The following is a 21,305-nucleotide window of genomic DNA, read 5'->3' on the forward strand; positions in this document are numbered from 1 at the left end:
CGCGTACCGGCCGGTGCGGGTCCGATCGGCCCTCGGAAGCGACCGGAGTGCGGCACAATGCGCCCATGACCTCCACCGGATCGTCACGGCTGTCGTTGTGGTCCACCGACTCGGTGCTGTCGATCGGGTCGCGGGGCTCGGTGCTGTCCATCGGCAGCGTCGGGTCGATCGCCTCCATCGGCAGCGTCGGCTCCGCCGGATCGGTGCTGTCCATCGGGTCGGCGCTCTCGGTCGGCTCGGCCCTGGCGTGGCGGTCGCGCTGGTCGTTGCTCGCCGACCGTTCCTCGGGGGTCGCGATGGGTTCCCGCGCGAGCGCCCGCGCGCTGGCCGGTCCGTCGGCGACGGTGGCGGCCGTGGCGCTGGCCGCCTACGCCGGCTACCTGCTGACGCGCAGCCGCCGACCGGACGACGGCAGTCGGGGACGGTGACGCCGTCCCGGACGGCGGGGCCGCGTCGACACCCTTGGCACCCGGGCCGGGTCAGCAGTTGCCGATCTCGTCGGTACGCGTCACCGCCGCCGAGGTGAGCCGCTCGCCCGGCTGGTCGGGGACCGAGTAGGGCGTCCCGTCGTGCGTCGTGAGTTCCTTGGCGTACGCGTCGCTGACGACGAAGACGTGCAGTTCGAAGCGCTGTCCCGGCGACCTGTCGTCGCCGACGACGACCCGGTTCGCCCGCCAGGTGTGCGGGGTGGGAAAGCGCAGCGGTTGCTCGTAGAAGTAGCTCCCGCCGGCCGGGCGGACGAAGAGCACGGCGGTTCGGCCGGCCGGCGGCTCGTCCCCCGTGCCGAACACGTCCGAGCAGTTCGGCACCACCGTCGCACTCGTGATCGCGAACCGTACCGGCGGCGTCCTGGTCACGGTCGGAGCGACCGTGGGGGGCGGTGTCCGGGTGGGAGGTGGGCTGCTCGGTGTCGCCGGTGCCGTGGTGGTGGGCGGTGTGGTCGGCGGGTCGGTCGGCTCCGGCGTCCCGCGTGGACCTGTCGTCGGTTCCGGAGGTGGGGTGGAGCTGGCCGCAGAATCGGCCCCCGCCGGTGTCTCCCTGGTGGCGGTGAGGTACGCCGGCACCGCCGCGATGACACCCACGACCAGTGTGACCAGAGCGCCGAGCGCCACCACCTGCTCGGCGGGTTTCAGCGTCCGCCACCATCGCCGCATACACACCCTCCTGGGTCGACGGACACCTGCTTGCAGTGAACACCGTGCGGGCAACACGGGCCCTCGTCCAGATGGGGCCGGAGTGCACGGAATCCGGGTGGACCGGCCGGGTCCTGACCGTCGAGGATCGGCGGGTGTCCGTTCCCGAACGCCAGATCCGTGCCCGCCACTCGGCCACGACCGTCACCGTGTACCAGGCGTACCCGCCGGACATCGCGGTGCCGGCGGTGGCCGCCGGCCGTTTCGTGGCCCCGTTCAAACGGGAGCGGATGACGTGGATCAAGCCGTCGTTCCTGTGGATGATGTACCGCTGCGGCTGGGCCACGAAGCCCGGGCAGGAGCGCGTGCTGTCCATCGAGATCACGCGGGCGGGGTTCGAGTGGGCGCTGGGCCGGGCGGTCGACCGGTACGTCGACGACTGGATCGTCGCGGTCGAGGACGTCACCGCCACCGTCGGGCAGATCCGGGACCTGCTGCGCCGGGGTGACGAACAGGCGGCGGCGGCACGGCTGCCCGTCGAACACGTCTATCCACTTGCCGACCGGATCGCGGCCGGCCTCGGGGCCGGCCCCGTCGGTGATCCCGACCGGCGGCACCGGCAGTGACAGCTCACCCGCTGCGCCCCTGACAGTGCCAGGTCACCCCGCCCACCGGCGCTCCGGCGTGTTCGGCCACCGCCGCACCGTGCGCCCCGGGCCCGGGGCGCACGGTAGACGCCAGGGGCCGCGCCCGGCTCAGGGCGGGAAGCCCGGCGGCCGGGGCCACTGTTCCGCCTCCGGGTCGGGCCGGTAGCCCGGTGGGGGTTGCCCGGTGGGCGGGCGCTCCGGGGCCGGTGGCGCTGCGGGCGCGCCCGGACGGTGCGCTGCTGCGGCGGGTGGAACCGGGGCGCCGGCCACGGGTGGACCGCCGGCGGGCGGTGGCGCGGCCGCCACGCCGACCACGGGCCGGGCCACGCCGGACCCACCCGGCACGGACGCCGGTGGGGTGGCGGGCCGGGCCGCCGGTGCCGGGTGGCCGTCGGGCTGCGGTCCCGCAAGCGCCGGTACGGCGGCAGCCCGGGGCCGCCAGACCGGCTCCGCACCGATCAGGCTGCGGAAGTCGAACTGGCACTTCGGGCAGGTGCGCAGCGCCGTCTCGGCGCGGCGGTCACCGCACTTCTGACAGTAGGTCACCACCGTCTCGTCGGCGTCCATCCCCTGGCAGCGGGGGCAGGCGAACTTGGGGCCCTTGTTGTTGAGCTGCACCAGCCGGCCGGCGAGCACGTAGGGCGTGACGAGGCCGCTGATGCTGCTGGCCAGGTCCCGGGTCCGCCGGGTGCGCTCCTGCATGCGTTCCATCTCCGGGTTGGCGACCTTCTCCAACCGGCAGGTGGTGCAGGTACGCAGGGTCCGTACCGGGAGCAGGCCGCGCAGCCGTGCCTGCTGGTGCAGGAACGTCACCGCCGGCACGTCCGCCGGCTCGACGGTGATCCGGTCGACGCCACCCGCCGCGAGGCGCTCCTCGACCCGGAACACCAGCGACTGCACCTGCCCGACCAGCTTCGGCGGCATGCCGCCCGGTCGGCTGACGATCAGCGTGCCGACCATCAACATGCCGTCGGCCAGTTCGGCGGGGACCTCGGCGACCGTGTCGGCCGTCTCGAAGGTGAAGGTCGCACCGCCGGTACGGGTGACCACCGCCTGCCGTTGCGCCTGCCCGTCGCCGTCGAGCAACCGTCCCGCGTGCCGGGAGAGCGCCGCCTGCGCCCGGTTGGCCAGGCCGGCGGCGTGCTGCATCATCGCCACGTCACCCGGGCCCGTCTGCCGCCACCACGGGGTGAACGAGGCAACAGCCGTCGGGTCGAGCCGGCCGAGCACGGCATCGAACGCGCTCAGCACCGACTCGAAGAGACTGACGTACACCGAGGTCACGCCCCAGTTCCGTCCCAGCCTGCCCGGCCAGCGGTCGACCAGCAGCACGCCCACCCGGACCCCGGGGTCGTCGGCCTCCAGGGTGACCCGCAGCAGCACCGGCACCTGCGTCGGCGAGAGGGTGACCCCGCCGAGGCGGGAACCGCGTACCGCCTCCAGGAGGCTGAGCTGCTCGATCTTCAGGTCGAAGGCGAGGTCACGGACGCTGCGCAGCAGGTGTTGGCGGGCCACGCTCGGCGGGACGCCGAGCCGACGTTGGACGCCGGCCGCCAGCCGGCCGGGCTCCAGCCCGGCCGCGACGGCCGGTGGCGCGGCGCCGGGTCCACCGGCGTCAGCCCACCTCATTCCGCTGCGTCGTAGGAGGTGCTGGTGTCGAAGCTGGACGCGGCGTCGTAGCCCCCGACGTCGTACGACGTGCTGGCGTCGTAGGTGGAGGCGTCGTAGGTGGAGGTGCTGGTGTCGGTGCCGCTGGTGGCCCAGTCGACCTCGGCGGCGGCGGTCTCCACATGGTCGGCGACGGCGTCGGAGTACTCGTCGGAGACCGTGTAGTTGTTCTCGGCGATGCTCGCGTGGTCGGCCGCCCGTGCCATGGCGCTCTCGGCGACCTCGACGTTGCCGGCCGCCGCGTTCTCCACGGCGTAGTCGGCCCAGTCCTGCGCGGAGTCGGCCCAGTCGTCACCGCTGTCCGCGTGCCAGTTCGACCAGTCCTGGTCGTCGACCGCGCCGCTGATCTCACTCTCCACGATGGACGCCGACGGTTCCGGCAGCGCCGCCACCGCCTCGGTCAGGGTGGTGTCCCCGATCGGCGTGTCGGTGGTCAGGAAGTCGCCCCAGTCCGAGTCGGCACTCATGCTCTGATTCCCCAGATTCTGATGAACGTTGCGGTCAGCGGTCGTCGCCGGGTGGCCCGGCCGAACGACCAGAACTGTCCCACGCCCCCGCCCCGGGGCGCGCGGTCACGGGCGGCGGGCCCGGAGGGCGTCGGCCGAGGTCACGGCGGGTTCCGGCCGGCGGGGCGAGGGGGGGTGTCAACATGCCGACAGACCCGGTCGACGCCGTGCCAGCTCACGGCCGCTGGTCCCCCGGCCCCCGAGTCCGGCTTCAGCCGGCCTCAAGCTCACTTCAAGCCCCCACCCCTAACCTGTGGTCGGCTCATTACCGAGCGTTCCGATTCGAGGAGGGTTCTGCCATGGACACCAAGGACGTCAAGCCCGCTCGGCCGATGAAGAAGATCACCGTTCGCAAGGCCGGGTCGGTCCGGCTGACCGCCAACGCGAACTCCCTGTACGCCCCGTTCTCCTGCTGGCCGTTCTGATCGTGGCGCGTCGCCCGACCGGCCTCCCGGTCGGGCGACGCCCCGCCCGGACCGACACCACCCTCAGGAGGACGCCATGAGCGGCCACGCCGGCACCGACCAGGTCACCGTTGCCGCCGGGGAACCGGGGTTCGACCCGGATCGGCCGGTGCAGGTGCCACACCTGACGTTCCTGCCGGAGGCGGACGGTGTCGTGGTGGGCAACGCCGCCACCGACTCGTACGCGGTGCTGCCCGCCGACGGTGCGGAGCTGCTCCGACGGCTCGCCGAGGGGATGACGCCCCGGGCTGCCGCCGCCTGGTATGCCGACACCTACGGTGAGGAGGTCGACCTGGCCGAACTCCTCACCGACCTGGCCGAACTGGGCCTGGTCACCCCACCCGACACCGCCGGACCGGCCATCCCCCGGGCCCCCGCCCCGGTACGGTGGCAGCGGCTGGGCCGGGCGCTCTTCTCCCCGGTGGCCCTGCTCGCCTACGCGGCGCTGATCGTGGCCGCCGTCGTCGTCGCGGTGGCGCAACCCGACCTGCGTCCGCACTACCGGGCCATCTTCTTCACCGACTACCTGACGGTCGTCACGGTCGTGCTGGCGGTCGGCCAGTGGCCGCTGATCGCCCTGCACGAGGCCGCGCACGCGCTCGCGGGACGACGGTTGGGGCTGCGCAGCCGGCTGACCGTCGGATACCGGTTGCAGTACCTGGTCTTCGAGACGGTGATGGACGGTCTGGTCACCGTCCCGCGTCGGCAGCGCTGGGTGCCGATGCTCGCCGGCATCGGCACGGACCTGGTCGTGATGGCGCTGCTGACCCTCGCCGCCGCCACGCTGCGGGCGCCCGACGGCTCGCTGCCGTTGCCGGCCCGGCTCTGCCTCGCGTTGAGCTTCGGCGCGCTGCTCCGCGTCGCCTGGCAGTTCTTCCTCTACCTGCGCACCGACCTGTACTACCTGCTCACACTGGTGCTCGGCACCGTCGACCTGCACGGCAGCGCCAGCGTGCTGCTGCGGCACCGGTGGCGTCGGCTGACCGGCCGGCCGGGTCTGGACCGGCAGTGGGCACAGCTGCACCCCACGGACCGGCGGACCGCCCGCTGGTACTCGTGGCTGATGGTCGCCGGGTACGCCGCCACCCTGGCCACCCTGGCCTTCGCCATCGTGCCGGCGGGCATCCACTTCTTCGCCGAGGCGGTGGCCGAACTCGACGGCCGCCACGGCACCGGCAACCTCGTCGACTCCGCCGTGGTGCTCGTCCTCAGCGGAGCCGAACTGATCTTCGTCGGCGTTCTGGCGCTACGCACCCGCCGCCGCGCCCGGACCGCGCCGGCCTGAGCGCCCCGCCACCCGCCGCCGACCGACCGCACACCCCCGCCGGCCCCGTAACGCTCCGAGAGGTGAACCGTGCACCAGACCCCCCACCGTTGGATCAGGGCCGCCCGACACCATGACCGGCAACGGCTGCTGACCGCCGGGGTCGACGTGCCCGTGCTCGCCGAACTCGACGCCCACCGCTTCCTGCGCGGGCCGTACACCGCCACCGGCACGCTGCTGCGCGCCCTGGTGCCGGCGATCCTGGCGGAACGTCCGGATCTCGTCACCCGGCACCAGATCGAGATCCTCTCGGTCGCGCCGGAGTTGCGGGAGTCCGTTCCGGCCACCCGGGAGACGCTCACCTCGCTCGCCGTGCCGGCCGAACGCACCCGGTTCTACTCACGGATGCGGACCCTGCGGCACGCGCACGGGCTGGTCGACCTGCTCGACGCCTGGCTGCGACACCTCGACGACGGGCCCCGGTGCCTGCTGGTGGAGAACCTGCACGAGGCGGACCCGACCGACCGGGAGTTCGTCGGGACGCTGCTGCGCCGGATCGACCCCGGGCTGCTGCACCTGCGGGTGGCGACGGCCACCGACACGGTCGAGGAGCCGCCGGGGGCGGTCGCCGTCGAGATCCGCACCGCCCTACAGCGGTACGCGGTGCCCGTGGACGGCGATCCGTCGCCGTCGGCGACCGAACCGCCCGCCGACCCGACATCGTGCGCCCGGGCCTACATCGACGGTGACTGTGTCGACGACGACCCGGCGGTGCTGACCGCCTACCGGGAGCTGCCGGGGCCGGTCCGGGCGGCCCTGCACGACGACCGGGCCGAGAAGCTGCTCGCCACCGGGGAGTGGTCGTGCCGCCTCGGTGCCGTCGCGTTGCACCGGGAACGGGGCGGCGCGCCCGGCTCGACCGGTGCCGACGCGCTGCGCGAGGCGCTCGAATACTGCGTCAACCTGGGCTTCTACCACGCCACGCTGGACTTCGGGGCGCGCGGCCGGGCGGTGATCGACTGGTCCGGGCAGGTGGAGCACTGGTGGGCGTTCACCACCAAGATGACCACCTCGTTGATGGCGTTGGAACGGCCGTTGGAGGCGTTGGCCCTCTATGACGAGGCCCGGGCGCAGACCGACAGCGGCATGGTGCACATGCAGGCGGCGTACGCCACCGCCATGATCTACACCCGGCACCTGGAGACCGGGAAACGGGATCACCGCAAGGCGCGGGCCTGGTGCAACGCGGCGATCGCGTACGCCCGGCTGGCACCCAACCCGCAGGACAGCGCGGCGAACCTGGTCTTCAACCGCAACGGGCTGGCCCTGGTGGCGATGCACGAGGGCAACCTCACCGAGGCCCTGGATCTGATCACGACGGGCATCGCCAGCATGGAGGCGGCGCTGGGCGACGACAAGCACCTGCTCCACCGCTCGGTGCTGCGCCACAACCGCTCGCAGCTGCTCTCCGCCCTGGGCCGGCCGGCGGAGGCGCTGGCCGATCTGGACACGGTCATCGCGATCGACCCCAACTACGCCGAGTACCACCTCGACCGGGGCACGTTGCTGCGCCGGCTGGGCCGACTCGACGAGGCGTTGGAGAGCTACGAGCGGGCCGCCCGGCTCTCCCCGCCCTTCCCCGAGGTGTACTACAACCGGGCCGACGTGCTGCTGGAACTCGGTGCTCCGGACGAGGCCCTGGCCGGCTTCGACCGGGTGCTCGACCTCGACCCGGAGCACCTGGACGCCCGGATCAACCGGGCCGGGCTGCGCCAGGCGCTCGGCGACACCGAGGGAGCGTGGGACGACGTCCGGACCGGCCTGGCGCGCGACCCGGACAACGGCCACCTGCTCTGCGTACGCGGGCAACTGGAGTTGGAGACGGACCCGGAGCAGGCCCGGCGGACCCTGACCGGGGCGGTGGCGGCCGATCCGACACTCGCGGCCGGCTGGGCCGCCCGGGGGGTGGCCAACTACGAGCTGGGTGACCTGCCGGCGGCCATCGCCGACCTCGGGCACGCGTTGCAACTCGACGACGATCCGGCGGTCCGGTTCAACCGGGCGCTCGCCCTGGCCGACGCCGGCCGGCAGGCCGAGGCGGACGCCGACTTCCAGGCGTGCGTGGCCGCGGACCCGACGCTCGCCGCGGAGGTCGCCGAACACCGCGAGCGGCTGCTGCCCGCCTGAGCACGCCCGGCCGGCAGCCGGTCCCGCACGGTGTGCCGGCGGCTCCCGGGGTGTCCGGCGGGGCCAGGGGTCAGCCCTTGACAGCTCCGGCGGTGAGCCCCTCGGTGAGGAAACGCTGCCCGAAGGCGTACATGATCACCACGGGGATGCTGACCAGCAGTGACGCGGCGGCGAGTTGTCCCTGCGGCACGACGTCGCCGGTGATCATCGACTGCATGCCCACGGGGAGGGTCTTGTACTCGTCCTTGGTGATGAACACGAAGGCGAACAGGAACTCGTTCCAGGCGTTGGTCAGGGTGAACAGGGCGACCGCCAGCAGTCCCGGCTTGGCCAGGGGCAGCACCACCCGGCGGAACGCCTGGAGCCGGGTGCAGCCGTCGACCAGTGCGGCCTCCTCCAGCTCGATGGGGATCGACGCGAAGTATCCCGCCAGCAGCCAGGTGGCGAACGGCAGCGTGAAGGTCGGATACGTCACGACCAGCGACCACAACGAGTCGGTGAGCCGGGCCCCGATGAGCAGTTGGTACAGCGGGATGAACAGCAGCGCGCCGGGCATGACGTAGGTGACCAGGACCGTGACGGTGAAGCCCTGCGCCCCGCGGAACCGCAGCCGGGCCAGCGCGTAGCCGGCCAGGGCGGCGCAGACCAGCGCCACCACGGTGGACGCCGCGGACACCAGCACCGTGTTGAGGTACCAGCGGCCGAACGGTTTGGTGGTGAACAGGTCGGTGAACTGTTGCAGGGTCCACGGTGTCGGCCACAGGTCACGCTCGTGCATGACGATCTGGCCGTCGGACTTGAAGGCCGTGACGACGATCCAGTACAGCGGGGCCAGGACGAAGACGAGCAGCGCGGCCAGGGCGATGCCGGAGGCCAGGCCCGACACCAGGGCGGACGTCCTGCGCCGTCCCCACGACTGCAACGCCGAGAGGACCCGGCCGACGGCCGCCGCGACCAGCAGGACCACTCCGAGGACCAGCGCCGCCTTCCACATGATGTGGGGTGACACCCAGGCCAGCGCGCCGGTGACCACCACGGCGGCGGCCCACGGCAGGGCCCGGCGCACCGGCCCGGCGGGTCGGGTCGGTGCGCTGTCGGCGTCCCGCCGCAGCAGCCGGACCAGCACGTACACCAGCACGCCGATGACCGGCAGCATGACGAGCGTGACGGCCGCTCCCGCGCCGTACTGGAGTTGGAGGATCGCCTTGGAGTACGCGACCAGCACGTACGGCGCGGTCGCGTCGCCGGGGCCGCCCTGGGTCAGCAACCAGATGAGGTCGAAGTTGTTGAACGTCCAGATCGACGACAGGGTGACGGTCACGGTGATGACGTGGCGCAGTCCGGGCAGCGTCACGTGGACGAACCGCCGCCACGCCGACGCCCCGTCGACGGTCGCCGCCTCGTAGAGGTCGGTGGGGATGGCCTTCAGCCCGGCGAGGAAGGCGACGGTGAAGAACGGCACCCCCTTCCACACGTTGACCATGATCACCGACGGCATGGCCAGGGACGCCTCGGACAGCCAGCCCGCCGGCCAACTGTCGACCAGGTGGGCGTCGACCAGCAGCGGCCCGATCCCCGACTCGGTGAGCAGCAGGTTGACGCTGCCGAAGATCGGGTCGAGCAGCGAGCGCCAACTGAACGCGGTGACGACCGTCGGCACCACCCAGGGCAGCAGGAGCAGGCCGGCCAGCACGGCCCGTCCCCGGCGTCGGTGGTGCAGCAGCAGGGCCGCGGACAGGCCCAGCACCACCTTGAACACCTCGGCGTACGCGGTGAAGACGAACGAGTTCACCACGCCGGTGTGGAACTGCTCGTCGTCGGTCAGGGCGAGGTAGTTGGCCAGACCGACGAACACGCTGTGCTGGCCGTGCCGTTCGGTGGTGCTGGTGACGACCGCCCAGCCGATCGGGACGAGCACGAGGGCGCCGACGAGCACGGCCGTGGGGGCCAGGAACAGTGCCGCCAGCCGCCAGTCGCGTCCCAGCCGTCGTCGGGTCGCGGGTCGCGCGTCGGGTTTCGGCCGTGGGGATCCTCCTGACGCCGGGGCCGGCGCCGGGCGGACCGACGTCACTGCGGCAGACCCTGCTGGGTGAAGATCTGCACCATCTTGGCGTGGGCGGCCTGCACGGCCCGCGCGGGCGGGGTGCCCTGGATGACCTGCTGCATCATGTCGGTCAGGACGTAGGCGCCGACGGCGGCCTGCTGCCCGGCGCTGGCCTTCTGCGGGAAGTCCAGGCCGTTCTTCGTCGACAGCGGCAGTTTCTGTTGGGTGATCCGGCGCATGATGGGGAACGCCGGGTCGCCGCTGGTGAAGAACGGGTCGGCGTCCCAGACCCGGTCCCAGGCCGGCAGGGCCAGCCCCGGAGCCTCCTTCGCCACGCCGACGAGGGCGGGCGCGGTGACCAGGTACTGCGTCAGGAGCTTGGCGAGGTCGGCGTTCTTGGCGCCCTTGAAGATGACGAAGCACTGGGACTGGCCCAGCAGCAGGGAGGTGTCGGTGGCCGGGCCGGTGCAGTCGGGGAAGACGTGGGTACGTTCGTAGACGGGGTTCTTCTTGGTCTTGGAGTCGGCGTAGACGCTGAACTGGTTGCGGGTGTAGCCGAGGATGCCGGCGAGCCAGTTCTCGTTGTTGCTGGAGTCGGTCCAGGCGGCGACCCCCGGCGGCAGCATCGGCTTGTACCTCGGGTTGGTGTAGATGTCGCCGAGGAAGGTCACCGCCTGGACGGTTTCGGGAGAGTCGAAGGTGACCTTCCGGCCGTCGTTGGAGGCGATCGCCCCGCCGTAGGAGTTGATCAGTGCCTCGATCATGCCGTTGGCGTCACCGGACCGGTTCACGGTCATGCCCCAGCCGAACCGCCGTTTGCCGGGGTCGGAGATCGCCAGGCAGAGGTCCCGCAGCTCCTCCCAGGTGTAGCTGTCCTTAGGGGTGATGCCCTTGTCCTGCATCCAGTCCTTGCGCAGGAACGACCCGATCCCGATGAAGTGGTAGGGGATGGCGAACCACCTGCCGTCGAAGACGCAGAAGTTCTTGGACTCGGCGGTGGGTTCGCCGTACTTCGCCGTCAGCGCCTGGACGACGTCCGTCACGTCCTCCAGGTCGCCGAGCGCCTGGAACTGGGCGACGAAACGCGAGTCGGTCATGAACGCGAGGTCACGCGCGACACCGCCCTTGACCTCGGCGTCGATCTTGGCGACGACGTCGCCGGCGTCGGCCTGGACCAGGCTGTTTCCGATCTTCGTGCCGGTGGTGTCGGCGAACTTCCTGATCGAGCTGTCGAGGGCCGCGTTCGCCGCCTCCGAGTACAGCTTCTGCGACAGCATCCCCATCGAGGAGCCCTTCAACGCCGCCGCGGCGTCGACGAGTTCCTTCGGGACCTCGGCCTGCACCGTGGGCGTCGACGGTCCGCTTCCTCCGCAGGCGGCGAGGCCGGCCGCTCCGAGCAGCCCCACCCCCATTCCCAGGAAGCCGCGTCGGGTCCGTAACGAGCCGTCCTCCGTGGACATCTGTCTCCTCCCTTTCGCCGCACCGCAACTCACCGGGGGTCAGGGAGGATGGACCTCCCTTGTGGACGCCGGCACCGTTCGCAACCGGGGACGACCGCCCGTCCTGATGGATGACCGCAGCCCGCTTCTGGCGTGTGGCAATCGGGAAGTGGCCCCGTCGGCGGCGGACCATCCCCGGCCTGTCCGAGATGCTCGTGCCCCGGGCGGCGGGATGTCGGCCGGGGCGGCGCTGCGCTCACTCTACACATTTCGGAAAGTCGCTACCAGACTTTCCTTCCCACCGGATGACACTCTCAGCAATTTACTATGATCAATAGAGATGCGGGTGACCCGACGTCGGCCGACCGCATCCGGCGTCACCTGCGGCCGGAACCGACGGGGCGACACCCGGACGCGGGCGCCCCGCTGGCGCGGCACCCACCCGCACGACGGGCGTCGGTCACGGCCGGGGCGGGCGGCGTCGACGTGGCCGCCCGCCCACTCCCGCGACAGGACGACCCGGGGCACCCGCGCCCGCCCCCACGATCCGGCGTCCATGGCGGCGCGGCGGGTCACCGTCCCGCCCGGTCGCCACCTCGACCCGACGCCACCCGGCCAACCCCGCAGCGACCGCACCCACCCGTCGACAACCCCACCGTTGCCGATCGATGAATGTGCATCTATTCTTTGGCGGCCCATCGATTGCCGGAACAGGCAGTCGAAATACTGTCGAATCGCTTCGACAACCATCGTGCGACGGTTGACTCGAAGACGGGAGATGCTGGTGAAATCCACACTGAGGAGGGTTCAGTTCGCCGTGCTTTCCGGCGTACTGGCGCTGGCCGGATCGACGGCCGTCATGACGAGTTCCGCTTCGGCCGACAGCATGGCCCAACTGAACGCCACCCAACTCGTCGCCAACATGGGGGCGGGTTGGAACCTGGGCAACGCCCTGGAGGCCAACGCCAACGGGATCCCCAGCGAGACGGCCTGGGGCAACCCGGTCGTGACGCAGGCCTTCATCGACCGGGTGAAGGCGGCGGGATTCAAGACGATCCGCATTCCGGTTTCCTATCTGGGAAACATCGGATCCGCCCCGAACTACACGATCAGCTCCGCCTGGCTCAACCGCATCCAGGAAATCGTCGACTACGCCTACGGTCGCGGTCTCTACGTGCTGATCAACATGCACGGCGACGGCTACAAGACCATCAACGGTTCGTGGCTGATCTGCGACTCGTCGAACCAGACGACGATCAGGGACAAATACCAGAAGGTCTGGCAGCAGATCGCCACCCGGTTCCAGAGTTACAGCGAACGCCTCGTCCTCGAATCCATGAACGAGGAGTTCGACGGACAGTACGGTAATCCCACCCAGCCGTGCTACTCGAACATCAACGCCTACAACCAGATCTTCGTGGACACGGTCCGGCGGACCGGCGGGAACAACACCTCGCGCTGGCTGCTCATCCCCGGCTGGAACACCAACATCGACTACACCGTCGGCAACTACGGCTTCGTGCTGCCGACCGACCAGTACCGGTCGTCGTCCATACCGGCCAACGAGCAGCGGCTCATGATCTCCGTGCACTACTACGACCCCTGGGACTTCGCCGGTGAGGAGAACGGCACCATCACGCAGTGGGGGCCGGCCGCCACCAATCCGGCCCGGAAGTCGACCTGGGGACAGCAGGACTTCATGGACGGGCAACTGAAGAAGGTGCGTGACACCTTCGTCGCGCGGGGATACCCGGTCTTCGTCGGTGAGTACGGTTCGGTCGACAAGACCTCGGCCGACTCGACGAACAACAGGTACCGGGCGGACTACGCGCGCACCCTGGTGGCCACCGCCAAGAAGTACGGGGCGGCCACCGCCTACTGGGACAACGGCTACAACGGGGCGTACGGGTTCGGGCTGTTCAACCGCAGCAGCGGCGCGGTCACCCAGCAGGGCATCATCGACGCCATCATGAGCGCCGTCGGCGGCACCACCCCGACCACGCCGCCGACCACCACGCCGCCCCCGACCACCGCCCCGCCGACCACCGCCCCGCCGACGACCCCGCCGCCGGGCGGGCGCTCCTGCTCGGCGACGTACACCGTGACCGGTCAGTGGCAGGGCGGCTTCCAGGCCGAGGTACGGGTCACCGCCGGCGGTTCGGCCATCAGCGGCTGGACGGTGACCTGGACGTTCGGCAACGGGCAGCAGGTGTCGCAGGCGTGGAGCGCGACGCTGACCACCAGCGGCGCGACGGTGACCGCCCGCAACGTCAGCTACAACGGTTCGCTCAGTGCCGGCGGCAGCACGACCTTCGGTTTCCTGGGCTCGTCGGGCGGCACCAACGGCGTACCGGCGGTGGCCTGCGTGGCGAGCTGAGCGGGCGGCGACCGACGCGGGCCGGGGGTCACGGACCCCCGGCCCGCGTCGCTCCCGGCCGACCGGAGCCAGATCGGCCCAGCGCGCCCAGCAGCAGGTCGTAGGTGGCCTGCACCGCCCCCGCCGCGCTGGGCACCAGCACCGCCCCGGGGCGTAGGCGGACCACCCGCATCAGGTCGTCGTACATGGTGCCGAGCACGGCCGATCCGCCGGCACGCGCGATGAGCCGACGGTGGTGGTGTACCCACTCGTCGTCGCTGTCACGGCCACGGCGGTGGAACCGCTCGATCGCGGCCTCCCGCCCGTCGACCAGGACGACCTCGTGGAAACTCGCCCCCTGCTCGCGCGCAAGCGCCGCGAGACCGTCGATCTCGTCGACCGTCGCGAGGTACTGCGGCAGGACGACGTCACCTCCGCCGGCCAACCGGACCGTCACCATCGCCCGCACCAGGGACCACACGACCGGTCAGGTGTCGAACTCCTCGTCGCGCCATCCGCCGACGAGGCGGTGCAGCGCGTCGACGTCGAGATTCGGGGTGCCGGGGTGGCGGTTGGCGTAGCGTGCCGAGAGGGTGGACTTCCCGATGCCCGGCGGGCCGTTCAGATGGATCAGTCGCGCCATCACGCACCCTCGGGGTGACGGTCACCCGCGTCGTCCAGGCCGTCGACCAGCAACTCCGCCTCGACCACCGAAATGGCCATCGTGGTGCCGAGCAGTTCAACGGCCTGCTCGCGCTGGCCCGCTTCCACGAGTGCCGCGATCCGGAGCCAGGCGAACGCGTCGGCCATCGCGTCGCTGTTCCCGCCGGTCGTCGACGGCCAGCCGGACGGCGGGGCGGTGGGGTCTGGGACCGGCCGGTCCCCCGCCGTCCCGTCCGGGGCTTGCGCCGATGGTGGCGCGGTGTCCGCAGCAGGCGTGCCGGCGCTCGGCGGGTCGGGAGCGACGGGGGCGCGGTCAGGACAGGCGGCTTCGCGGCTGCGGGCAGCGGCGATCCGGGTGGCCGCGTCCCACGCGCGGGTGTCCGCGTCCGGGGACGCGGCGGCGGCGACCCGCGCCTCCAGCTCGCGGACCTGGGTGCCCGGCAGGTCCCGGCGGTCACCTCGGCGACGCAGGACCACCGTGATCACCGCGATGAGCGCGACCGCGACGACGAAGCCCACCGCCAGTTCCAGCAGGCTCGCGTCGGTGCCACCGGGGCTCACCGGGTCGGACGGCCCCGGCCGGGCCGGTGCCGGTCGGCGACGGCGCGGAGCGGTACCCGGGCTAGGCGGGATGCGGTCGGTACCCGGCAAGCCGCGGCCGGCGACACCGTCGCCACGCTCGTCGCGGTCCCCCACCCCATGCCTGGCATCGTACCGGCGGGAGGGTCGCCCGCCGGGCTGCGCCCGGTCCGTATGCGGTCCCTTTGTCCCTGAGGGTCCGATACCGTGAGACGGCATGACACGTCCCGATCCCGTCCGCCTCGCCGCACCCCTGCTGCTCGTCCTCACCCTGGTCGCCGGCCTGCTCACCGCGCCGGCCGGCCCGGCGCACGCCGCACCGGCCAAGAACCCGCCGCTGACCACCCCCTGGACCGCCCAGGCCCTCGACGGCACGCCACTGCCGGAGTACCCACGACCGCAGATGACCCGGCCGGACTGGCTCACCCTCAACGGCGAGTGGCAGTTGCGCCAGTCCGCCACCGACGACGCCCCGGCGTTCGGCACCGACCTGCCCGAGCGGGTCAACGTGCCGTTCCCGGTGGAGAGCGCCCTGTCCGGGGTGCAGCGCGCCGCCGGCGACACCCGCAACTACCTGTTCTACCGGCGGGTCGTGACGGTGCCCGGGAGCTGGGGCGGACGCCGGGTGCTGCTGCACTTCGGCGCCGTCGACTGGCAGACCACCGTCTGGGTCAACGGCGTGGCGGTCGGCAACCACACCGGCGGCTACGACGCCTTCAGCTTCGACGTCACCGGACAGTTGCGGGGCGGCGCGAACGAGATCGTGGTGAAGGTGTGGGACCCGACGGACAGCCGGCAGAACGGCAGCCTGCCGCCGATCGGCAAGCAGACCAAGCAGCCCGGCGGGATCTTCTACACCCCCAGCTCGGGCATCTGGCAGACCGTGTGGCTGGAACCGGTGCCGACCGCCTCGATCAGCAGGGCCGACCTCTCGCCGCGCCTGGCCGACGACACCCTGCGCGTCCGGGTTCTCACCCGGGGCGACGTCAGCGGGCACAGCGTCCTGGCCGAAGCGCTCGACGGCACCACCGTGGTCGGCTCCGCCACCGGTGGTTTCTCCGAGTTCACGGTGCCCGTGCCGAACGCCCGCCGCTGGTCGCCCGACACCCCGTTCCTCTACCAGCTGCGCATCACCCTGCGTAATGCCGCAGGCGTCCAGGTGGACCGGACCACCCACTACTTCGGCATGCGCGAGATCAGTACCGGCGTCGTCAACGGTGTCCTGCGGCCCAAGCTCAACGGCCAGTTCGTCTTCCAGGTCGGCACCCTGGACCAGGGGTTCTGGCCGGACGGGCTCTACACCGCGCCCACCGACGCCGCGCTCGCCTTCGACCTGCAGAAGCACAAGGACCTCGGCTTCAACATGGTGCGCAAGCACATCAAGGTCGAACCGCAGCGCTGGTTCTACCACGCCGACCGGCTCGGGCTGCTGGTGTGGCAGGACGTCCCGTCGCTGACCGCGCAGGACGTCGACGCCACCGACGCGCAGCAGGCGCAGCTCGAAGCCGAGGCCCGCGAGATCGTCGACGAGCACCGCAGTTCGCCGGCCGTCGTCACCTGGACCGTCTACAACGAGGGGTGGGGGGAACGGGCGCTGGCCGACACCCGCCGGGTCTCCCAGGCCGTCAAGGCCCAGGACCCGACCCGGCTGGTCAACGCGCACAGCGGCCACAACTGCTGCCAGTCGTCGGGGGACCCCGGCACCGGCGACATCGACGACTGGCACGTCTACCTGGGACCGGACTCGCCGGTGCCGTCGAGCAGCCGGATCGCCGTGCTCGGCGAGTTCGGCGGCCTCGGCCTGCGGGTGCCCGGACACGAGTGGAGCCCGAACGGCAGCTTCTTCGCCTACGAGTGGCAACCGGACTCCACCGCGTTGACCGACCGCTACGTCGGCCTGGTGCAGGGCACCCAGAACCTCATGCTCGGCAAGGGGCTCAGCGCCTCGGTCTACACCGAGATCGCCGACCAGGAGGGTGAGCTGAACGGGTTCCTCACCTACGACCGGCAGGTGGTCAAGATGGACCAGGCCCGGGTCCGGGCGGCCAACCTGGCGCTGATCACCGCGTCGCGGTCCGTCGGCAGTTCGGCGCCGGTGGCGCTGCCGCTGAACACCCGCCGGTCGTTGCAGGTGACGACTCCCGGGTACACCGACCGGTTCCTGCGGCACCGGGACAGCCTCGCCTACACCGAGGTGGTGAACGCGGACAGTTCGGCGCTGCTCAGGAACGACGCGACGTACACGGTCCGGGCCGGGCTGGCCGACGCGTCGTGCTACTCGTTCGAGTCGGTCAACTTTCCCGGGCAGTTCCTCCGCCACCAGGAGTCGCGGGTCCGCAACTCGCCGAACGACGGTTCGGCGCTGCTGCGCGCGGACGCCACCTGGTGTGCCCGGGTCGGCGTCAGCGGGAGCGGGGTCTCGTTGGAGTCCTACAACTTCCGTGGCAGGTACCTGCGGCACTACGCCTCGGAGGTGTGGCTGAGCAACGGCACGGGCGGCGAGGCGTGGAACTCGCCGACCCTGTGGGCCGCGGACAGCACCTGGAACGTCACGACGCCCTGGGCGCTCTGAGCGGGGCCGCGATCCCGCCGGGGCAGCCGTGCTGCCCCGGCGGTGGGGGTCAGCCGATGCGGAACTGGTCGCCGTAGACGGCGAACACCAGTGGCGTGTTCAGGTCGAAGTTGCCGTTGTCGAGGAACACCCGCTGGGCGGTGTCCACGCGGGAGGTGTCCGAGTGGGCCTCCTCCTTCTTCATCTCGATGACCCGCTCGTCGAGGAACGCGTTCAGCCAGGTCCGCTCGTTGCCGCCCTGCGCCGGGGGCTTCGCCCGGGTGAGGGCGCGGCTGCGGATCTGGCGCATGCCCTCGTACCCGTGCATGACCGCCGCGTCGTAGTAGGCGAACTGGCCGAGTGCCCGGACGCCGTCGTTCTTCCCGTCCCGCACCGACGGGGTGAAGTAGACCCGGTCCCGTTCGGATTCCTGCGCGGCCCGGAACACGGAGTCGTTGGCGGCGGTGCGCCAGTCGCGGGGGTAGTTGGGGTCGAGGCCGGCGTGCGAGGCGGTGCCGTTGACGGCGCGCAGCGCGGGCAGGTATCCGGCCAGCACGTTGCCGGGCTTGGTGTTGGTGTACGCCTGGACCAGTTCGAGCATGTCGCCGGTGCCGGAGCAGAACCCGATGATGCCGGCGGTGTAGCCCCGGCCGTCGCCGATGTCCTCGATGTAGGAGAACTGGGCGCGCCAGTCGAGCGAGGAGTTCTCGGCCGCCGAGACGAGCTGCATGGCGACGTCCTTCTTCGCCGGGTCGTCGAGGTTGGTGCCGGCCGGGGCGGTGGTGGTCGGGGTGGGTGTGGGGGTGCCGCCGCCGGGCAGGGTCCACTGCTGGTTGGTGGTGCCGCCGCAGGTCCAGATCTGGAGTCGGGCGCCGTTGGCGGTGCTCCGGTCGGTCACGTCGAGGCACTTGCCCGAGGCCGGGTTGACCAGGGCGCCGCCACTCGCGGCGGTCCACTTCTGGGCGCCGGTGGCGTTGCAGTCGTACAGCTGGATCTTGGTGCCGTTGGTGGTCGACGCGGCGGTGACGTCGAGGCACTTGCCGAGCGCGCGGATCGAGCCGTCGCTGTTGCCCACCGTCCAGGTCTGGGCGGTGGTGCCGTTGCAGTCGTAGAGCTGCACGGCGGTGCCGTTGGCCGGGTTGGCGCCGGCCACGTCGACGCACTTGCCGGCCAGGCCGGTGATCGGGCCGGCGGTCGCGGCGCTGGCCGACGGGAGGCCGTAGCCGACCGCCGCGATGCCGGTCAGCAGGGTGCCTACGGCGTAGGCGACTGTTCTTCTGCGCACCATGGCGTTCCTCGGGGAAGGGGCGGCGGGCCGCCGGCCGGTCGGTGCCCGGACGCGACGTGCACCCGGCTGGGCACCGCAATAATCAGTAAGGTCTATTTACTGATAGCAGTGCGTCGATCAACTGTCAATCGCGGCGCCCAGCGATCATGGCAGGTCAGGGCGGCACCCGGTGCACCGGCCGCGCCGTACCCGGGTACGGCGCGGCCGCGATGCCGGCCGGACCGCGCCACCCCACGGTCAGGGTCGGCGCTCCGGGCGCAGGAAACCCGACAGCAGGTGCCGGAACTCGTGCGGATGCTCGATCGCCGGCACGTGCCCGCACCGGCCGAACACGTGCAGCCGGACGTCGGCCAGGTGGTCGAGCAGGGGGCGGGTCGCCGGGCCGAGCGGGGTGACCCGGTCGTCGGCGCCGTGCACGAGCAGCACGGGCGCGCGGATCGCGGCCAGCGTCCGGGCCGGGAGGGTGAGGTCGTCGACCCACCGTTGCCGGGGCGGCGGGAACAACGACGCGTACGCGGCGGCCCCGGCCAGCATCGCGTCCGCGCGGGCGGTGACGGCCGCGTCGGTCACGAGCGCCTGGTCGAGGACGAGCCGGCTCAGCATGTCCCGCGCCCCGGTCGGGCCGGCGGGGGCGGCCCAGAGCGCGTCGAGGTCGGCCGACAGCGGCGCTCCGGGGGCACCCATCGTCGAGACCGCGACGACCCGGGTGACCCGCCGGGGGTGCGCGGCCGCCAGGGCCAGCGCCACGGCTCCGCCCATGGAGTGGCCCACCACGGCGTAGTCCCCGATGCCGAGCGCGTCCATCAGGCCCGCGGCCTGACTGGTCCACAGGCTCAGACCGCCCCGGGAGCCCGCCGGGACGGGGGTCCGGCCGAACCCGGCGTGGTCGGGGGCCAGTACCCGCCAGGACGGGCCGAGCGCCTGCGCCGTCGCCGCCCAGGCTCCGGACCCGGTGGTGCCGGGTCCGGAGCCGTGCAGCATCAGCACCGCCGGCCCGGCGCCGCTGTCGAGGACGTGGACGGGAGAGCCGTCGACGGTGACCGTCCGCGGTGTCGTCATCGGTCGGGGCCGGGTGCGCTCAGGCCGAGGGGGCGTCGACGGACTTCGCGAAGAGTTCCATCATGGCCCGGCCGAACTGCGGCATGTCGGGCCAGCCCCGGCAGGAGACGAGGTTGCCGTCGACGACGTCGGGCGCGTCGATGACCGTCGCGCCGGCGTTCTCCATGTCGCCGGTGATGGGCGGGAAGCACGCCGTCTTGCGGCCCTTGAGCAGCCCGTACACCGCCGGGACCTGCGCGCCGTGGCAGACCAGGGCGACGGGGAGGTTGCGCGCGAAGAAGTGCTCGGTGATGCGCCTGACGTCGGCGTCGACCCGGATCCACTCGGGGGCCCGCCCGCCGGGGATGATCAGGGCGTCGTAGCGTTCGACGTCGACCTCGGCCCAGGGTACGTCGACCGGCAGTTTGCGGCCGTTCTTCTCCACGTAGGCGTCGGAGTTCGGGTCGAACTCGTGGATGACCAGTTGCACGTCACGCAACGTGCGTGACGCGACGTCGACGTCCCAGCCGCCCTCCTGGACGCGGTAGTAGGGGTACATGGTGTCGAGTTCCTCGGCGGCGTCGCCGGTCAGGAGCAGCGCTCTGGGCATCTGCTTCTCCTCGCAATGTGGTGGCGGTGAGGTGGACGCGATCCAATCCGATCCGATCCGATTGGGCTAGCATTCCTCCGCCCCGCCCGCCCGTCAAGACTGCACGGTCAACGCGTGGCCGTCCTCGATCTCGTCGAACAGCCGACGGAAGCGGTCACCGGAGCGCAGGATGTGCCGGCGCATCGCGTAGGCGGCGGCGTCGGGGTCCCGCGCGGCGATGGCGGCCACCACCGCCTCGTGCTCGGCCATCGCCAGGTGCGTGACCTGGGTGTCGTGGTGCAGCCGGAACAGGTGCACGTGGCTGTGCAGGCGGGCGAGCGTCTCCCGGATGACCTGGTTCTCCGCGCTCAGTGCGACCAGGTCGTGGAAGGCGGCGTCGCGCAGCCCGAAGGCGCCGTACGCGGCGGGCCCGACGCCCCCCTCCAGCTCCGCCATCTCCTCCAGCATCCGGCGCAGCCCGGCCACCTGCGTCAGCGACGCGCGTTCGGCGGACCTGCGCGCCGCCGCCGGTTCCAGCAGCAGGCGGACCTCCAGCATGTCCTCGAAGCGGTGGCGGGTGATCTGGGGTGGGATGCGGTAGCCGGCGTGCGGCACCCGCACGACCAGGCCCTCGGCCTCCATCCGGTTGAGCGCGTCCCGGATCGGCGTCTGCGAGACCCCCAGCTCGCGGGCCAGGACGTCGATCGTGACGCGGGAGCCGGGCTCGATCCGGAGCGACATCAGCTGTCCGAGCAGCGTGTCGTACACCTCGTCGGCGAGCCGGCCGCCGGAGCGCGCGGGCGACGTTCCGCCCGACGCGGCCCTGCGGCCCCGCGCGCCCATCGCTTCGTCGTCCATCGTGACGTGAGGTCCTTTCTTGCGCCTTCGG

19 protein-coding genes are annotated in these 21,305 nt (G+C 71.9%); 7 read left to right on the forward strand and 12 right to left on the reverse strand.

Features of this window, described 5'->3' with window-relative positions; translation table 11 throughout:
• Window positions 1–65: 65 nt before the first annotated feature.
• Window positions 66–428 carry a hypothetical protein gene (locus tag FJK98_RS21230; protein ID WP_145920594.1) on the forward strand — a complete coding sequence of 121 codons (363 nt, stop codon included), beginning with the start codon at window positions 66–68 and terminating at the stop codon, window positions 426–428.
• A gap of 51 nt (window positions 429–479) precedes the next feature.
• On the opposite strand, the gene FJK98_RS21235 is transcribed toward FJK98_RS21230, so the two are convergent.
• Window positions 480–1,154 (reverse strand): hypothetical protein, encoded by a 675-nt coding sequence (locus tag FJK98_RS21235; RefSeq protein ID WP_145920595.1) that lies wholly within the window; start codon window positions 1,152–1,154, stop codon window positions 480–482.
• Window positions 1,155–1,288: 134 nt separating this feature from the next.
• Here FJK98_RS21235 and FJK98_RS21240 point away from each other — a divergent pair, with 134 nt between their 5' ends.
• On the forward strand, window positions 1,289–1,759 hold the full coding sequence (locus FJK98_RS21240; RefSeq protein WP_145920596.1) for a DUF4291 family protein: 471 nt from the start codon (window positions 1,289–1,291) through the stop codon (window positions 1,757–1,759).
• Window positions 1,760–1,888: 129 nt separating this feature from the next.
• Here FJK98_RS21240 and FJK98_RS21245 read toward each other — a convergent pair whose 3' ends face one another.
• Entirely contained in the window at window positions 1,889–3,409 is a 1,521-nt protein-coding gene (locus FJK98_RS21245; protein ID WP_145920597.1) for a hypothetical protein, read from the reverse strand.
• Window positions 3,406–3,915, reverse strand: a complete 510-nt coding sequence (locus FJK98_RS21250; protein ID WP_145920598.1) for a hypothetical protein — start codon at window positions 3,913–3,915, stop codon at window positions 3,406–3,408. The genes FJK98_RS21245 and FJK98_RS21250 overlap by 4 nt, the downstream gene beginning before the upstream one ends.
• A gap of 338 nt (window positions 3,916–4,253) precedes the next feature.
• On the opposite strand from FJK98_RS21250, the gene FJK98_RS34570 reads away from it, so the two are divergent.
• The 3 genes from FJK98_RS34570 (at window position 4,254) to FJK98_RS21260 (ending at window position 7,869) form a co-directional block, all read left to right on the forward strand.
• Window positions 4,254–4,379 (forward strand): hypothetical protein, encoded by a 126-nt coding sequence (locus tag FJK98_RS34570; RefSeq protein WP_255470019.1) that lies wholly within the window; start codon window positions 4,254–4,256, stop codon window positions 4,377–4,379.
• A gap of 76 nt (window positions 4,380–4,455) precedes the next feature.
• Window positions 4,456–5,703, forward strand: a complete 1,248-nt coding sequence (locus FJK98_RS21255) for a hypothetical protein (protein ID WP_145920599.1) — start codon at window positions 4,456–4,458, stop codon at window positions 5,701–5,703.
• A gap of 69 nt (window positions 5,704–5,772) precedes the next feature.
• Window positions 5,773–7,869, forward strand: coding sequence for a tetratricopeptide repeat protein (locus tag FJK98_RS21260; protein ID WP_145920600.1), 2,097 nt, complete (start codon window positions 5,773–5,775; stop codon window positions 7,867–7,869).
• Between the two features lie 70 nt (window positions 7,870–7,939).
• Here FJK98_RS21260 and FJK98_RS21265 read toward each other — a convergent pair whose 3' ends face one another.
• Together FJK98_RS21265 and FJK98_RS21270 are read right to left on the reverse strand one after the other, a co-directional pair.
• A complete protein-coding gene (locus FJK98_RS21265) occupies window positions 7,940–9,787 on the reverse strand; it encodes an ABC transporter permease subunit (protein ID WP_240762217.1) in 1,848 nt (615 codons plus the stop codon).
• Window positions 9,788–9,936: 149 nt separating this feature from the next.
• Window positions 9,937–11,373: an extracellular solute-binding protein gene (locus tag FJK98_RS21270; RefSeq protein ID WP_168222527.1), complete on the reverse strand. Its 1,437-nt coding sequence runs from the start codon at window positions 11,371–11,373 to the stop codon at window positions 9,937–9,939.
• Between the two features lie 838 nt (window positions 11,374–12,211).
• Between FJK98_RS21270 and FJK98_RS21275 the strand changes: the two genes are divergently transcribed.
• The gene (locus FJK98_RS21275; protein WP_240762219.1) at window positions 12,212–13,729 is read left to right on the forward strand and encodes a cellulase family glycosylhydrolase; all 1,518 of its coding nucleotides are present in this window, start codon (window positions 12,212–12,214) and stop codon (window positions 13,727–13,729) included.
• A gap of 28 nt (window positions 13,730–13,757) precedes the next feature.
• Here the strand turns inward: FJK98_RS21275 and FJK98_RS21280 are convergent, their stop codons facing one another.
• From FJK98_RS21280 to FJK98_RS21285, 3 genes are read right to left on the reverse strand one after another with little or no spacing between them, the layout of a single operon-like run.
• Window positions 13,758–14,168 carry a hypothetical protein gene (locus tag FJK98_RS21280; protein ID WP_205789112.1) on the reverse strand — a complete coding sequence of 137 codons (411 nt, stop codon included), beginning with the start codon at window positions 14,166–14,168 and terminating at the stop codon, window positions 13,758–13,760.
• Between the two features lie 27 nt (window positions 14,169–14,195).
• Complete coding sequence (locus FJK98_RS33675; protein ID WP_205789114.1) at window positions 14,196–14,351, reverse strand: hypothetical protein; 156 nt, start codon at window positions 14,349–14,351, stop codon at window positions 14,196–14,198.
• Complete coding sequence (locus FJK98_RS21285; RefSeq protein ID WP_145920602.1) at window positions 14,351–14,932, reverse strand: hypothetical protein; 582 nt, start codon at window positions 14,930–14,932, stop codon at window positions 14,351–14,353. Before FJK98_RS21285 ends, FJK98_RS33675 begins: the two co-directional genes overlap by 1 nt.
• A 235-nt stretch (window positions 14,933–15,167) precedes the next feature.
• On the opposite strand from FJK98_RS21285, the gene FJK98_RS21290 reads away from it, so the two are divergent.
• Window positions 15,168–17,522 carry an AbfB domain-containing protein gene (locus FJK98_RS21290; RefSeq protein WP_145920603.1) on the forward strand — a complete coding sequence of 785 codons (2,355 nt, stop codon included), beginning with the start codon at window positions 15,168–15,170 and terminating at the stop codon, window positions 17,520–17,522.
• A gap of 49 nt (window positions 17,523–17,571) precedes the next feature.
• Here the strand turns inward: FJK98_RS21290 and FJK98_RS34695 are convergent, their stop codons facing one another.
• The 4 genes from FJK98_RS34695 to FJK98_RS21310 form a co-directional block, all read right to left on the reverse strand.
• Window positions 17,572–18,789, reverse strand: coding sequence for a chitosanase (locus FJK98_RS34695; protein WP_145920604.1), 1,218 nt, complete (start codon window positions 18,787–18,789; stop codon window positions 17,572–17,574).
• 237 nt (window positions 18,790–19,026) lie between these two features.
• The gene (locus FJK98_RS21300; RefSeq protein WP_145920605.1) at window positions 19,027–19,848 is read right to left on the reverse strand and encodes an alpha/beta fold hydrolase; all 822 of its coding nucleotides are present in this window, start codon (window positions 19,846–19,848) and stop codon (window positions 19,027–19,029) included.
• A gap of 19 nt (window positions 19,849–19,867) precedes the next feature.
• Window positions 19,868–20,437: a DJ-1/PfpI family protein gene (locus FJK98_RS21305; RefSeq protein ID WP_145920606.1), complete on the reverse strand. Its 570-nt coding sequence runs from the start codon at window positions 20,435–20,437 to the stop codon at window positions 19,868–19,870.
• A gap of 93 nt (window positions 20,438–20,530) precedes the next feature.
• Complete coding sequence (locus tag FJK98_RS21310; protein ID WP_145920607.1) at window positions 20,531–21,274, reverse strand: GntR family transcriptional regulator; 744 nt, start codon at window positions 21,272–21,274, stop codon at window positions 20,531–20,533.
• Window positions 21,275–21,305 lie beyond the last annotated feature (31 nt).

Source organism: Micromonospora sp. HM134, from assembly GCF_007833915.1.
GTDB lineage: Bacteria > Actinomycetota > Actinomycetes > Mycobacteriales > Micromonosporaceae > Micromonospora > Micromonospora wenchangensis.

Excerpts from the sequence above, each read along its gene's own strand:
- FJK98_RS21280 (WP_205789112.1), bottom strand. The coding sequence starts at position 14,168 with ATGGTGACGGTCCGGTTGGCCGGCGGAGGTGACGTCGTCCTGCCGCAG.
- FJK98_RS21230 (WP_145920594.1), top strand. The coding sequence starts at position 66 with ATGACCTCCACCGGATCGTCACGGCTGTCGTTGTGGTCCACCGACTCG.
- FJK98_RS21300 (WP_145920605.1), bottom strand. The coding sequence starts at position 19,848 with ATGACGACACCGCGGACGGTCACCGTCGACGGCTCTCCCGTCCACGTC.
- FJK98_RS21270 (WP_168222527.1), bottom strand. The coding sequence starts at position 11,373 with ATGTCCACGGAGGACGGCTCGTTACGGACCCGACGCGGCTTCCTGGGA.
- FJK98_RS21275 (WP_240762219.1), top strand. The coding sequence starts at position 12,212 with ATGACGAGTTCCGCTTCGGCCGACAGCATGGCCCAACTGAACGCCACC.
- FJK98_RS21310 (WP_145920607.1), bottom strand. The coding sequence starts at position 21,274 with ATGGACGACGAAGCGATGGGCGCGCGGGGCCGCAGGGCCGCGTCGGGC.
- FJK98_RS21235 (WP_145920595.1), bottom strand. The coding sequence starts at position 1,154 with ATGCGGCGATGGTGGCGGACGCTGAAACCCGCCGAGCAGGTGGTGGCG.
- FJK98_RS34570 (WP_255470019.1), top strand. The coding sequence starts at position 4,254 with ATGGACACCAAGGACGTCAAGCCCGCTCGGCCGATGAAGAAGATCACC.
- FJK98_RS21305 (WP_145920606.1), bottom strand. The coding sequence starts at position 20,437 with ATGCCCAGAGCGCTGCTCCTGACCGGCGACGCCGCCGAGGAACTCGAC.
- FJK98_RS33675 (WP_205789114.1), bottom strand. The coding sequence starts at position 14,351 with ATGGCGCGACTGATCCATCTGAACGGCCCGCCGGGCATCGGGAAGTCC.
- FJK98_RS21255 (WP_145920599.1), top strand. The coding sequence starts at position 4,456 with ATGAGCGGCCACGCCGGCACCGACCAGGTCACCGTTGCCGCCGGGGAA.
- FJK98_RS21250 (WP_145920598.1), bottom strand. The coding sequence starts at position 3,915 with ATGAGTGCCGACTCGGACTGGGGCGACTTCCTGACCACCGACACGCCG.
- FJK98_RS34695 (WP_145920604.1), bottom strand. The coding sequence starts at position 18,789 with ATGGTGCGCAGAAGAACAGTCGCCTACGCCGTAGGCACCCTGCTGACC.
- FJK98_RS21290 (WP_145920603.1), top strand. The coding sequence starts at position 15,168 with ATGACACGTCCCGATCCCGTCCGCCTCGCCGCACCCCTGCTGCTCGTC.
- FJK98_RS21245 (WP_145920597.1), bottom strand. The coding sequence starts at position 3,409 with ATGAGGTGGGCTGACGCCGGTGGACCCGGCGCCGCGCCACCGGCCGTC.